At 44.5% G+C, this 13,591-nt stretch carries 11 protein-coding genes; 9 read left to right on the forward strand and 2 right to left on the reverse strand.

Annotated elements, in window-relative coordinates:
• Nucleotides 1-142: 142 nt before the first annotated feature.
• Entirely contained in the window at nucleotides 143-268 is a 126-nt protein-coding gene (locus LAY57_RS35865; protein ID WP_275994017.1) for a hypothetical protein, read from the reverse strand.
• Nucleotides 269-609: 341 nt separating this feature from the next.
• On the opposite strand from LAY57_RS35865, the gene LAY57_RS15280 reads away from it, so the two are divergent.
• The 9 genes from LAY57_RS15280 to LAY57_RS15320 all read left to right on the forward strand — a co-directional run bounded on the left by LAY57_RS15280 (nucleotide 610) and on the right by LAY57_RS15320 (nucleotide 12,864).
• Complete coding sequence (locus LAY57_RS15280) at nucleotides 610-1,005, forward strand: plasmid mobilization protein (RefSeq protein ID WP_249067642.1); 396 nt, start codon at nucleotides 610-612, stop codon at nucleotides 1,003-1,005.
• A 20-nt stretch (nucleotides 1,006-1,025) separates the two neighbouring features.
• A complete protein-coding gene (locus tag LAY57_RS15285) occupies nucleotides 1,026-3,224 on the forward strand; it encodes a hypothetical protein (protein ID WP_249067643.1) in 2,199 nt (732 codons plus the stop codon).
• Nucleotides 3,225-3,243: 19 nt separating this feature from the next.
• On the forward strand, nucleotides 3,244-3,903 hold the full coding sequence (locus LAY57_RS15290) for a hypothetical protein (protein ID WP_249067644.1): 660 nt from the start codon (nucleotides 3,244-3,246) through the stop codon (nucleotides 3,901-3,903).
• A 27-nt stretch (nucleotides 3,904-3,930) separates the two neighbouring features.
• A complete protein-coding gene (locus LAY57_RS15295; protein WP_249067645.1) occupies nucleotides 3,931-7,137 on the forward strand; it encodes a putative type IV secretion/conjugal transfer ATPase in 3,207 nt (1,068 codons plus the stop codon).
• On the forward strand, nucleotides 7,134-8,018 hold the full coding sequence (locus LAY57_RS15300; protein WP_249067646.1) for a hypothetical protein: 885 nt from the start codon (nucleotides 7,134-7,136) through the stop codon (nucleotides 8,016-8,018). Before LAY57_RS15295 ends, LAY57_RS15300 begins: the two co-directional genes overlap by 4 nt.
• Before the next feature lie 64 nt (nucleotides 8,019-8,082).
• Nucleotides 8,083-9,213 carry a hypothetical protein gene (locus LAY57_RS15305; protein WP_249067647.1) on the forward strand — a complete coding sequence of 377 codons (1,131 nt, stop codon included), beginning with the start codon at nucleotides 8,083-8,085 and terminating at the stop codon, nucleotides 9,211-9,213.
• Nucleotide 9,214: 1 nt separating this feature from the next.
• The gene (locus LAY57_RS15310; RefSeq protein WP_249067648.1) at nucleotides 9,215-9,931 is read left to right on the forward strand and encodes a hypothetical protein; all 717 of its coding nucleotides are present in this window, start codon (nucleotides 9,215-9,217) and stop codon (nucleotides 9,929-9,931) included.
• A gap of 14 nt (nucleotides 9,932-9,945) precedes the next feature.
• Nucleotides 9,946-12,111, forward strand: a complete 2,166-nt coding sequence (locus tag LAY57_RS15315) for a TrbI/VirB10 family protein (RefSeq protein ID WP_249067649.1) — start codon at nucleotides 9,946-9,948, stop codon at nucleotides 12,109-12,111.
• Between the two features lie 24 nt (nucleotides 12,112-12,135).
• Entirely contained in the window at nucleotides 12,136-12,864 is a 729-nt protein-coding gene (locus LAY57_RS15320) for a hypothetical protein (RefSeq protein WP_249067650.1), read from the forward strand.
• A gap of 117 nt (nucleotides 12,865-12,981) precedes the next feature.
• Here the strand turns inward: LAY57_RS15320 and LAY57_RS15325 are convergent, their stop codons facing one another.
• Nucleotides 12,982-13,233 (reverse strand): hypothetical protein, encoded by a 252-nt coding sequence (locus tag LAY57_RS15325; protein WP_249067651.1) that lies wholly within the window; start codon nucleotides 13,231-13,233, stop codon nucleotides 12,982-12,984.
• Nucleotides 13,234-13,591: the final 358 nt, after the last annotated feature.

A 13,591-nucleotide genomic window follows, 5' to 3' on the forward strand; every position in this document is an offset into this window, starting at 1 on the left:
TTTATGCACATCTAGCACTACTCGTCTTCCCCTTAGTTTGGCAGCAAGCCATGTCAATTGTACGCACAAAGGCAAAACTTAAATATTTATACTGTGTTGTAGCTATTCTTGATGCCTGTTGCAGCAGATTCTAGAAGTTTGGCTAAGGATTATATCCAAATTCCAACAGCGATCGCACCCCTAACCAATCGCCTGTGGGTGCTTGCCCTATTTCGTAAGTGTAGCCAATATCCCAAAAGCTGAGGGTATAGATGATGCGATCGCCCACTTCCGCCAGCTAAACCAGCCGCCTCTACTGCTGCTAGTGCGTTAGAGCGCTCTCAGCCAAGTGGACGATACACCCCATTCCGATAGGTTCCAATTTATCGGAGTTTTGGCCGAATCAAACATAAACCGAAAGAAACAACCTTATTTCAATCGCTATTGCTGAAAATTAAAGCAATGCCAGCAATGGATAAATTAACGCGAACCTTACAAATCAAGGTTTAGTTACTTCAGTCGTTCTCCGACTCATAAACCTAACAAATACTTGGTTTAACTAACCATTGCATCGAATAATCCTGGCATCAAATCTCAATACACAACCGCTATTAACTCAACTTAACTAATGTGCTTACAACCACAACTAATCCAACCAAAACTTTACCGCCCAAAAGCGGACGAACTGAAAACGTTCGAGTACGCTTAACAACCTTAGAAAAGGAAGATTTAACGAAACGGGCAGCAGAAGCAGGCGAAAAAACCGTCTCTGATTACCTGCGGAAACGCGCTTTTAATTGTGTCTATACCGTACCTGCTATCAACGAACAAGCCTGTGCCGAACTGCGGAAAATGGGTACGCACCTTTACCAAATGACAAGGTTTGTAGAAAAAGCAGTACAAGCCGGACAAATCCCCATTCAAAGCCTTGAAGTTCTACAAGAATTCAGCAAAACGCTGGGTGAATATCACCAAGAACTAAGAGGCAAAATCGTCAGTGAATTCCTCACTGAACCAAATACGTAGCTACTTGTAGGAGATTAACAATGCCTACCAAATCCACAAGTAAACCCAGACAATTTTCCGCCCCAAAACGCGATTGGTCTGTGCTAACAGCCACAGAACCCAAGCACGTCAAAAGATTAGAGCATATTCAAGAAACTCTCGATACTGCCATCGAAGCAATCCAAGAAGACGGCGGTATTGAAGACTGGGAAGAGTTCAAAAACTTTATTGAATCCTTCAACAAGCGTCCTGACAGAATCAACGAATCTGGAAATCAAAAAGCCAGTATCAGCGTAGACTTAGTTGCTGAAGGAAAAGGTGATGAAGTTTCAGGCTTTGTTTTCTACTTAACTAAAGACCCCAGCCATAGAACCAGCGGTGTCTATTTAGTTAAAAACCTCAAACAAGCAGGAGTTGAAACTAAAGAAAATAACAATTACTACACTCCATCTAATGTGATGGATTTAATCGGACTAGAAGCCAGCGATGAATTAGAAGATGACGAACTTTCAGAAGATTTTGATGACGATTTAACCGATTTAGAAGAAGATGAAGAACTGCCAAAACCCAATAAAACAGCCAGCAAATTATCTAAATCGAAATCGGCACCTTCTCGCCAGAATACCAAACAATCCCCAAAGCAGGATGAAGATGATATTGACCAACTCCTATCCGATGACGAAGATACTCCAATGACAACTGGAGTATTGGGTAAGATAGCTAAAAATCGCCACACCCAAAAATCAATTAATAACACCGAACCCCAACAATCCGAACCCAAATATCCCCTGCTTGACTCACTTGAAACTTTCCTCAAAGAAACCGAACATCAGGGCGCGATCGCAACCACCAGAGGCAGTGAAATCAATGGCATAACCGTAACTGGTTTAACCGTTCAAAGCGCAACTTTAATGGGTCTAATTGGTGCTAAAACTGTTAGCGACTTAATCGATTATATCAAACAAGCGAGAGAGAAAGAACAAGCTAACAAACTAGAAGACATCCTCGAACAAATTGACTCATTAAACCAACGAACCGATCGCGTTTCTGTTCGCGTACAGCAAGCCGATGTCATTGCAGACATGAAAGCAATAGACGATCGCACCGAAAGACTTGCCGAACGCACTAAACAGGTATTAGATCCCCCTGCTACAACCCTGCCAGAACACCTCGAAATAGAGGAACACGCCAAAAAAAACGGTTCGCACCATATTAACACTGATGAAATCATAGTCACTCCCACTCAATCCAGCGCCGTTCAAATAGGAGAAAAAATCGACAATTTAGGGCAAAAACTTGACCCCAAATACAAACAATCGCCACCTCTACAGATAGATAAAGATGCCAACATCAGCGAACAACTAGACCAAATTCAAAAATATTTAGGCAACCTGTCGAAAAGACTAGACCGCCTAGAAACAATCGTCGATGAACTAGAGCAAAAAATCGCCATTAACCCATCCATTGAACAGACTAATTCAAAAACACCTGTGCCTCAAATTACCACACCTAATCCAGCCCTCATAGAAGACGAACCAGAAGATCTTCTTACCAAAATCGTGACTCAAACCAAAGTACAACAACAGCGAGAGACGGTAGCAGATTGCTTAGTCAATTATGCCTTCGCTAGCGGACAATCCCCTCAATCGGGAATTCCCTTCGATGACGGCGGCATTCTCTATGTTACCGCCGAAAAAAACAAAGTTAATCTTGCTATCAAAGGCAGCGATGGTAACGAAATCTTCTCTGGAACCAAAGAAGGCGAACGCTGGAAATTCGCTCAAGACAAATTAACTCCAGAAGAAAGAGATACCATCTTCAAATTACCTCAATCCGAAGCAGAATACGACAAACTCGCCACCGCCCAAGCACTCGTTGACAAATTTCAAAACACCTTTCCCAAACGCTTCAGCGGCGAAAAAGACCCCGTATTTCCCTGGCGAGAACCGCGCCGGGAAGACGGTACTCCTGGGGCGGTCAAATACGAATTTGAAATCTTGGATTTGCCCGACGGTTCTAAACAACTAATCGGAACCGACCCCCGCCAAAGCGATGCCCAAGTCTTCGATGCCGTTCTGGTCAAAGGAAAGCCTCCAGACATTCGAGAATCCCACATCTCGATAGAAGAAATGGAAGCTTTAATCGGTTTCCCAGAGAAAGAAAACACCCACAGCAGAAACTCCCGCAAATATACCCCGCCAGAACAATCAAAAGAAGACGAAAACGAACTACAAGCTTAATTTACTTAGGAGAAAACCAATGCAACACAATTACCAAACCACCAACTTTATGACACACAAACGCCGCCATCCATTCAACCAGTTTATGCGTAAATTCAAACTCAATAGTGCTGACTTAATATTCATCGCAGTTTGCCTAATTGCAGCAATTTACTTAACCCTCGTTCAGCCTTTATTTGTCAGCGTATTCGGCTGCGCTACTTTACTATTCTTTGCCCTTTGGCAGATTGTTCGCACTGTTCCCATTCTCGAAAAACTATTAGGCAGCAAAATTCGATATTGGCATTTAGCTACCGCTGTAATTACAGTGACAGCTTTACTCAACAACTTCCAAACTCCAGCCCAAGCAATTTTCCTAAGCGGTCTGCAACAATTTATGACCAATCTAGCAACTGAAGCAGGTGCTGCTGGAGGAGGAACAGCCGTTGATGCTACAACGATAGCTTTAATTTTCAATGCCATCCGAGGCATATTTCTCCTATTAGTAGCCGCCGCCGCTTTATTCGCCTATAACCAAGCACAACAAGGAAACGATTGGCGACCAATTGTAACCCAAGTCGCCCTAGCCTTCGGCATAGTTATCGCCATTGATGTTGTCACCTTTTTGTTCGTCGGCAACGGTACTGGCAGCACAACTGGATTCATCCCAATCCCCCACTTTGTTAGCACAATTATGTAACTTTTGCAATACTAAAAGGAGTCACCAATGACCTTAAGAGATCCCGAAAAAGACTTTATCAGAATCAACAAAATCCTGGGAAAACAGGCAAGTATTGGCTTCATTCCTGCCAACCAAATCGCCCCTTGGTTTTTTCTAACCGTCATTTCATATATATTGACGATGGGTTTTTTCAACTTAGGATTAGGTTGGTTCTTTACAGTCTCACTTTGGTTAATCGTCAGTTGGTGGCTTCTAACAGGAAATCAACCCCATCTATTCACCGACAAATTACGAAAACCTCCTGGCAACGAGTGGTGCAACGGCGACAGTCTCTACATTTCTCCCATCCCTTCTCTGCGTCCTACCAGCCTCCAAGGTAAAGCCTACGATTCCCAAATCCGAATCAAGCTAAAACCTAAAATCGTCCCCAATCAATCTGGAGGAAATAGCCGATTTATGCCATTCCAAAACGAAATTAACCTCTGTTGTTTAGTCGAAATCGATAAAGATGGTAGACAAGTATCGGGAATGCTCCTCAATAACGGTTCAAGCTACCAACTAATATTCGGATTTCGCACCCAAGGACTCCATAACTTACTTTTCAAAAGCGAAGTATCCAACTTTGCAACTTCCATTGAAGAGGGAATGAAAGATATCCTTCCCGGTGAAAAAATCACCTTCTGCACTGGTTGCTACAGCGACGATAACGCCAGACGCAAACAGCTTGAAAACTTAGCCGATACTGCTAACCTTAAACCCGTTTCCGTACTCATCCGAAACGAACAGCGACGCATTCAACAACTAACCCATAAAGGTAGCAGACAAATCTGGGAACAAATCGCTTTCTGCACTTGGACAGCCGATGGCGAAGGCGAACAAACTTCTAGAGATTTGATTGGCAAAGCTATTGATGGTGTAAAAAATTTGTGGGATGCACTTCTCGGAACGATTACTGGTAACACCCGAATCTATAAAGAACAGTTTTACACCAAACTCTTGCTTAACGCTTTTGAACAAGGATTCATTCGTTGGGAAATTCTCCTAAACACCAAAATGGGATTAGAAATCGCTCCCATGAATACAGCCGAACTTTGGGAATGGCTTTGGCAACGGTTTAACAATGATGAACCTCCCGCAGTACCTCAAATTGTCAAATTAACAGAAACATCCACAGGCTATAAACTTAGCGAGAAAAAAACAACAGAAAAACACATTTGTACCGTCTTAATCGAAGGAATTAATGGCGTATCTTCCTGTCCCGAACATCGCCAAAGTAACAACCGCGTCTATTTAGCAGGAAAAGGTAAAGAATGCGGTGTTTTAACCATGTACGACGCACCCACAGGCTGGACAAATACCCGACAACAATTGAAATGGATTTGGGAAGTTATGTCCTCAACTTACGTCCACAATACCGAAGCATGGGTTGAAATTAGCGTCGGAAATAAACTGGTAGTCAATGATAACTTAGCGCGACAAGCGAAAGGAGCAAAAACTGCGAGTACCAGAGCGATAACTAAAGGACAAGGACGCGATATCGGTGCTGAAATTAAACAAGAAGAATCTTTTGATGCACAACGCAGACTTTACAAAGGAGCCGTACCGTTAAATACAGCAGTCGCCTTTTTAGTTTATCGAAACACTTCCGAAGAACTCAACCAAGCTTGCAACGTCCTATCCAATAGTTTCGGAACTGCTAAAGTTATTCGCGAACGCAATATCACCTGGGATATTTGGTTACAATGCCTTCCCATTACTTGGAAATGGTTGCTACATAGCGGCTCATTTTTTAGCGAACGCCGCCTCACCCTCGACACCGAAACTGTCGCCGGAGTTCTCCCTCTAACCGTTCCCCATGACATCGATAAAATAGGAGTCGAATTCATCACAGAACGGGGTGGAAAACCCATTTTTATCGATTTATTTTACGAACAAATTAGCCGCGCTTTAATCACCGGGGAATCTGGTTCGGGTAAAAGCGTTTTAGGATGGCGTTTTGCTATAGAAGCCTTAGCGAATAACATTCCTGTCGTCGGAATGGATATCAGCAGCGGAGGAAATAGTACCTTCAAAACAGCGATCGAACTTTTAGGCGACCAAGGCGCATACTACGACATCAGCCAGGGTTCTAGCAACCTAGTAGAACCTCCAGATTTACGCAAGTTCGACAAAGCCGAAAGAGAACGCCGGATGGAATCTTGGAAAGAATTTATCCGCAAAGCGCTGGTAGCGATCGCAATGGGAAAAATCCACCACCCCCACCTAGCGCAGCGGGTCGATTCAATTATCCTCAGAATGCTCGATATGTACCTCAGAGATCCAGAAATTATCGCTCGTTACAATAGAGCATTTGAAAAAGGTTGGCAATCACCCGAATGGCAACAAATGCCAACTCTTCAAGATTTACTAAGATTTTGTAGCAAAGAAAGATTAAACCTCAAATCCTTTGAAGATTTAGACAGACTCGCAATTAACCAAATCCTCAGCCAAGGAAATGCCTTACTCACATCCCGCTTAGGAAAAGCCATTGGTAGACCCAGCACATTTTCACCGGAACCTGCGGTTAAATTCTTCGCCTTATCGGGATTATCCAACGAACAAGATGCTTATTTAATGGCAATTAATGCCCACACCGCTTGCATTCGCAACGCTCTTTCTCATCCAAAAAGCCTATTTATTGGCGATGAATTAAGCGTACTTTTAAAGAAAGATGGATTTGCATCCGTTGTGGGAGAACTCTGCGCGACTGGGAGAAAAGATGGCATAGCCGTTGTACTTTTAAGCCAAGATTTCGATGCCATCTGCGAATGTTCTGCTGGTGCCAAAATCATGCAGAACATGGTCTACAAAATCACTGGAAGAATCACCAATTCTGGCGTAGCAGCCGCTCAAAGACATCTGGGCTATGACCCACAAATTATCAGTCGAAATCCCACCGAAGCTTTCTTTCCCAGAATTGCCGACCTCTACTCCTGCTGGTTAATTGAAAAAGGCGGAAGATTTTGGCGGACGCGATTCTATCCCGCAGAGATGATGTTGGCATCAATTGCTAACAATCAAAATGAAAAAGAAGCCCGCGATCGCATCATGTTCCAATACCCCTCAACCCTCAAGGGACAACTCCAAGGGCTAAAACATTTCACCCAAGAATATATCCCAGCGGTGAAAGAAGGAAAAGGCTTCGACCATATCGGTCGAAATTCAAAAATGCTTCCAAAAGCATCCAAACCACTCGTAACAAACAGCAAATGACTTCAAACAAATCTCGAACTCAAATAACAGCGATCGCTCTCTTACTTGGATTGGGATTAACTACCCAAATCAACCCCAGCCAAGCCCAAACAACTCCTCCCTTTGTTCCTGGAACTCAAACATCAGGAGTTAACACTTCAGCTTCTTCTGGTAGCTTCTTCGCTCCTATCGAAAGCGTCGCCAAACAAGTCAATGAATTTATTGGTGACATCGGTGGATTCGTCCAAAACGAACTATTCGGCACTTTAAACCAGATACTTTCCTCCTCTTTAGGAGCCATCAAACTACCCGATTTGAGCCAAGTCAGCAACCAAATAATGAAGGCTCCCACATCCAGCACCGAAGGAACTAAACTATCAGATTTACTCGAAACCAAATCAAGCCAATTAGATGGTAAAGGCTCCTACGCTATCATGTCCGAATTCGACGGACAAGCCCAACGAAATGCAGCTATTGGTATCGCCGACGGTTCCACTCTCAGCCAACAAGCGCAAGCCAATAGCCGCCAAATTTTAGAAGCAACTAAACAAGACACCCAGCAAAATATTCAACTGGGTCAAGAGTCCCAAAGTCTCGATGTTACCCAACAAATCCTCCAAAACCTTTCCCAACAAACCGCACTTAACGCCCAAGTAAACGAACGAATTCTCCAAGAAGCTCAACAAGGTCGAACAGACAGAGCAATTAACAACGTTTTGCTCTCCCAAGCAGCTAAGGAGATATCTGCGATTAACACAAGCGATCGCAGAGGCAGCATAGCATCTGGAAACCAAGCCAGTGTACAAGCTGGAATGCTCATGCTTCCCGGCGGCGGTTATTTAGGAAAACCAACCGACAGCACAACCTCTGCTACAAATAACAGATTCACCACTTCCAATTAATCTTTACAGGCGCGTGGAATCAACTCCACCGCCTGACTACCCCCTCAATATTTCTCATTAAAAAATGATGCAATTTCTCGCACAAATTACGCCACCCACAACAGGCGGCGAAGGGTCAGCCCTAGACCTTGTTAACGAATCAATTAACCTGGCTAGGGCAACATCAGAATCGTGGAATGGAGTTTGGATTAGCACCATCGACCCCATTGCTTCTGGACTTTGGGTAGGTCTAGTATCCCTTGGCATCACCCTAGCTGCCGTTAGCATTCTCTTCTTAACTTTAACCAGCGGCAAAGACATTATCGAAAAACAATCGTGGTCAGAATTAGCCGCATTATTTATCTGGCCAATTGTCATCATGCTGTTCTTAGGCGCTAACGGAAAATTGCTAGCCAATACCGCTATTTTTACCAGAAGCTTCGCCTACAAACAAGTCCAAAGCGTTCTCGAAGCCCAACTCGGCGAACTCACATTTAGAGATGCAATTTCCAATATTACTATCAGTAACATCGGCAAACAACAACTCGAAAACCTCTACAGCGATTGCCGAAATAAAGTAGGAGAAGAATTGGTAACTTGCTGGAACTCCAAACGAGAAGCCGCTCAAAAAATTGTCGATGAAGCCGAACGACAAGCCGCTGGCCCCGCTCCTCTGCGAACCTTACGAGCCTTCGCCGAAACACTTTGGAATAACAGTTTACCCGGTGCTGCTCAAGATGCCGTCACCTTCATAAACGACCCCGGCTCCGTATTTAGAGAAAAAGCAATTCCCATTATCCGATTCATTCTTTACAGCCTACAGTGGGCATTTGTCAACATCCTTGAAGCTGCACTTTTACTAACAGCATTATTCTCACCCATTGCAATGGGTTTATCCCTTCTCCCATTACAAGGTAGACCGATTTGGGCATGGGCAACAGGTTTCTTGAGTTTATTCGGCGTGCAGTTGGGCTACAACATTATCGTCGGACTAGCAGCCGTTGTTTTAGTCAACTCTGGAGCGGAATTAGCCAGCGATGTTGCCTTTTTATTCTTCATAAGTATATTCGCACCCGGACTAGCCCTTTTAATCGCTGGTGGAGGTGGAATCGCCTTGTACAACGGCATCGCAGGTAATGCAAAACAACTGGTCGATGTATTCAGCAACGCTATTGGAGCAGCAACAACTCTGGCAATTAACAAGGGATTCAGATGACATGAAACTTCAACGATTGAAACAACCCGGACTGCTGCCAGAAGCCAAAAGTTTACTCGCTTTGTGCTTCCTAATTCTAACGGGAGTCAATATTCTCACCCTCATTCTCCACCTATTCGTAGCCTACCGAATCAACTCGGTAGCCGCGATGAAAACAACCCAAGTCCAATTAGTCAACGGTCAAACTTACTACGTTTCCGAACGCGATCGCTTTTTCAGATATCCATCTGTTATCCAAACCTTCGTCAAAAATTGGACTGAATTAACCTTCAACTGGGATAACAAAATTCCCGGTACTAATGAAACAGATTCTGGCATCAAAGTCAACTCAAAACGAGTTCCAACCAGCACCTATTTTGCTTCCTTATTGATGGAACCAGAATTCGGAAAAGCTTCCCTATCTCAAATAGCCGAACTCGTTCCCAGTACAGTATTTTCCGGTCAATTACGCTCCACAGTCATCATCTCATTTATCTCAGATCCCAGAGAAATTCGTCCCGGAGAGTGGGAAATTGACATGATAGCAACCCGGCTGCTTGTAGACCGCTCATCGGGAAGAGACGAAAGAATCCCTTTCAATCGGACTTTTAGGCTAAAGGCGGTGGAAATTCAAACCTCACCTTTGGGAAACCAAGGCTCCGCATTTGAACAGAAAGTTTACGAGCTTCGTTCCGCCGGATTAGAAATTAATCGAATCACTGAATTTAAACCCAAATAAAGGAAGACTAAACTATGAGCGCAACCAAACCACCAACAAACTACGAATTTGACAACGAACCAGATGGAATAGAAGAGAGCGGCAACGGCTTATCTTCTAACAGTAGTAATGGACATCGAATTTATGAAATTAACTCCAATATTTCCCAAGTAGCTAATAACTCCTCTCCAGTTAACAATAATGACTCCCAAATCAGTCGAGATGATGAACTGAACTTTGCCGGATACGATGAAGAAGCAGACGAATTGCTTGCATCAGAATATAGAATCAAACAAGAAAACGAACAAGCAGAAATTCGTCCTGTTTCCGAAAAACCCTCAGTTCGGATGTTTTCAGTGCTGGCTGGTACTGGAGTTTTTCTCGGCACTTTTGGCTTTCTCTGGTTTACCTTCTTCGCTCCTAAACCCGTCCGCCAACAAGCAAAAACATCAACGCCTGAAGTTACTCCATCCCCTTCTAATGATGAGTCAGCAGAACTCAAAAGTCGGCTAGCTTTTCAAGACCAACAACGGACATTGGAAGCTCAACCACCTACACCCAAAGAGCGCCCAACTCCTACACCTACCGCTACTCCTGCACCTGCACCTGCACCAAAATTGGCACCGAAACCTACACCTAAAGCTGTACCAGTTGCTAGAACTCCTGAGCCTCCCAGACGAGTTCAAAACTTTAATCCACCGCCTCCGCCTCCGCGACCAGCCCCATTACCTCCTCCACCACCCAGAATAATACAGGCTGTTTCTCCGACCCAGCCTCCCACTCCGCCGCCTCCTCCCCCACCTCCTCCATCGCCTCCAAAACCATCCCCTTCTCCACGCCCCATCCAATCACCACCGCCTCCAGCTGAAAAAGTAGACCCCTACGATCGCTGGGCGAAATTAGCCTCTCTGGGACAAAGCAGAGGAGAAATTGCTGATGCTCCTGCGATCGAAAGTGCTGTAGCTAGCAATTCAGTAGTCTCTCCCAGCACGCCTCCTACTCTAGCGATCGCACCAATACCCTCTCCTAATGCGATCGCGCCAACGTTACGGAGCAATATCGCGCCACCGACGACACCAACCTACTCGGCTGAAACACCGATCGTCACAGCAAGCACAAGACTAGCATCATCTCCTACCACGATCGCCATTTCGCCAACCCTACCCCCCAATACACCAATTACCACCGGGGAAACTACACCAACCCTACCCCCCAATACACCAATTGTCACCGGGGAAACAACATCAACCTTACCCCCCAATACACCAATAACTACACCTGCGGCAACATCTATACCATTTCCGCAAGACCAACAACCGCTCAGCCCCCAAAACACGCAACCAACACAAGTAAATCCACCATATACGCGCCCCTCAGCTACGCCAACAGCAGAGCCAGAGATAGCCAGCGTCGCTATTGGAGATAACAGACTTGCTGATTCCAGCCCAAATACGACCTCAAGTGGAATGAGTGCGGGAGAAATTGGCATTCTCAACCGCACCCCAATCAACCAAAACACCAATATTGACATAGCCACCAAAGAGATTGCCATCGGATCATCTGCCAAAGCAAAGGTAATCGTACCGATGATTTGGGACGAAGCAGGTCAAAGCCCCACTGGTGGAAGATTCGCCGTCCAATTAACCGAAGATATGAAGGCTACCGATGGGGCGATCGCCTTACCATCTGGTACCGTTCTCATTACTGAAGTAAACAACGTAACTCGCTCAAATCGACTGGTATCTCAAAGTGTCGTAGCACTTGTCTATCCCGACGATGGCGGACGCATCCACCAAGTACCGATACCCCCTGGAAATTTGCTAATTCGCGGCGAAGATAATCAGCCCCTCATTGCTGAAGGCTTATTTGATAGAGGTTCCGAAATCGCCAAGACAGACGTTTTAGTAGGAGTTCTCAGCAGTTTGGGACGGGTAGGAGAAATCATTAACCGACCTACCCAAGAAGTTTTTAGCCAACAAAGTGGAGTTTTTGGAAGTACCACTGTACGAACAAACTCCAAACGCCGACCCAGCGTATTAGCAGCAGCTTTAGAGGGATTCTTTACACCCACAGCCGAACGGCTGCGAGAGCGATCGGATCGCGCCACGCAAGAACTTTTAAAACGAGGCAATGTAGCAATTGTTCCAGAAGGAACTGAAGTTTCAGTATTTGTCAATTCCTTTGTCACTGTACGCAAATAAATCTACTTATTTCCCTGCACGAAGATGAAAAAGCTCACTCAAAAAGTCTGTTTGACTTTACTTTCCCCCGCCCTAGTAACTTTCGCCGTTATAGGTACTGTAACGGTTAGTCAAGCTCAAACATCAGCACTCAGAATAGTAGAAAGAGATACAGCAACAAACACTACTACTAACCTCCAAGTATGGGCTGGTCGAGCTAGCGTTATTGACTTTACCCAAACAGGCGAAGTTGTCACTTATATCCGATTGGCAGATCCATCCAAAGTTGTGTTTAACACTGATGCGGAATTAAAAACTAATCAAGCTAGAATGATATTCGTTCAGCCAATTCAACCCCTACGATTCCCCGGCGCTACAACAACTCCCATTACCAATCTATTCGTTAAAACTCTCGATCGCCAAGGAGTTGAACGTCTCTACACTTTCAATATCGTTCACCGTTCTGGACGACCTACAAATAACGGCATTACCATTTCCTCAGCTACACCCAACCGCCAACTGAATCTACCCGTAGCTAACGCTCCAACTTTATCGCTTGCTGACATCGAACGCGGTTTAGAACTCGCAATTAGAAGAGGCTATACCACTGCTAATGACCCTGTGGTATCCAAAATTCGAGAGTTTATAGCCCTAACGCGAAATGGTACAAATGTTACTAGAGCGGCTGAAAGAACCAATCTGTCAATGTCTGTTATTATTTCGCTAGCCAAGTTAGGGCAGAGCGAAATTCCCCTGTCCACTCAACCGATTTAGAACTTTCTACCCTAGAATGATGTTCTAATCACGATCTTCGCGATATTACCCATAATGCAATTAAGACTTTGTACCAAACTGAATCTCCCGTCAAGCTAACGCTATGATGGGAGATTGTTAAAGCTGCGAAATCTTATTTCGTAACTCGCTAAGATCTAGCTGTCGCTCGATGTCAATCCGAGTCACAGCCCAATTAAAAAATGTTTTTAGCGATAGATATTGAGGTGATTGCTTTTGCATCTCTTTTTGAATATCTTTGCCGTGAAACCAGATTAAATACTGCTTCTGCGACCAGAATTCTACTTGATTAAATTGCTGCTGATAGGTATCTAAATTTGATTTCAAAACTATCCAGCGTAACTGTTTCAACAGCTTGTCTAAATTCGTTAATTAATGTTTTAGCCTCAGTTCGACAATCTTGCAGTGCCAACGATGAGGGAAGTTGACCGCTACCCCCTGTCCATGTTGTCTTGAGTTGCGATCGCGTCGTACTTGTAAGTAACAACTCGCCTAAAGCCCAGCGTACAGCTTGGTACTCTTGTAAACTCCTTGCAGCAGCTTCAATCCATTGTGTAATCCTGTCAATACCTGGAGAATCTCCATGGGTCTTGCGGCATAATGGGGTATAATGTAGCGATCGCTACATTATACCGGTAAAGAACAATGGACTTTCATCTAGATACCTTATTAAACTTGCCAAACGTTACGGTTTTCACCTCTTATCAAA

The organism is Argonema antarcticum A004/B2 (assembly GCF_023333585.1).
In the GTDB taxonomy this organism is placed as follows: Bacteria; Cyanobacteriota; Cyanobacteriia; order Cyanobacteriales; family Aerosakkonemataceae; genus Argonema; species Argonema antarcticum.

Excerpts from the sequence above, each read along its gene's own strand:
- LAY57_RS15285 (WP_249067643.1), top strand. The coding sequence starts at position 1,026 with ATGCCTACCAAATCCACAAGTAAACCCAGACAATTTTCCGCCCCAAAA.
- LAY57_RS15290 (WP_249067644.1), top strand. The coding sequence starts at position 3,244 with ATGCAACACAATTACCAAACCACCAACTTTATGACACACAAACGCCGC.
- LAY57_RS15295 (WP_249067645.1), top strand. The coding sequence starts at position 3,931 with ATGACCTTAAGAGATCCCGAAAAAGACTTTATCAGAATCAACAAAATC.
- LAY57_RS15300 (WP_249067646.1), top strand. The coding sequence starts at position 7,134 with ATGACTTCAAACAAATCTCGAACTCAAATAACAGCGATCGCTCTCTTA.
- LAY57_RS15305 (WP_249067647.1), top strand. The coding sequence starts at position 8,083 with ATGATGCAATTTCTCGCACAAATTACGCCACCCACAACAGGCGGCGAA.
- LAY57_RS15310 (WP_249067648.1), top strand. The coding sequence starts at position 9,215 with ATGAAACTTCAACGATTGAAACAACCCGGACTGCTGCCAGAAGCCAAA.
- LAY57_RS15315 (WP_249067649.1), top strand. The coding sequence starts at position 9,946 with ATGAGCGCAACCAAACCACCAACAAACTACGAATTTGACAACGAACCA.
- LAY57_RS15320 (WP_249067650.1), top strand. The coding sequence starts at position 12,136 with ATGAAAAAGCTCACTCAAAAAGTCTGTTTGACTTTACTTTCCCCCGCC.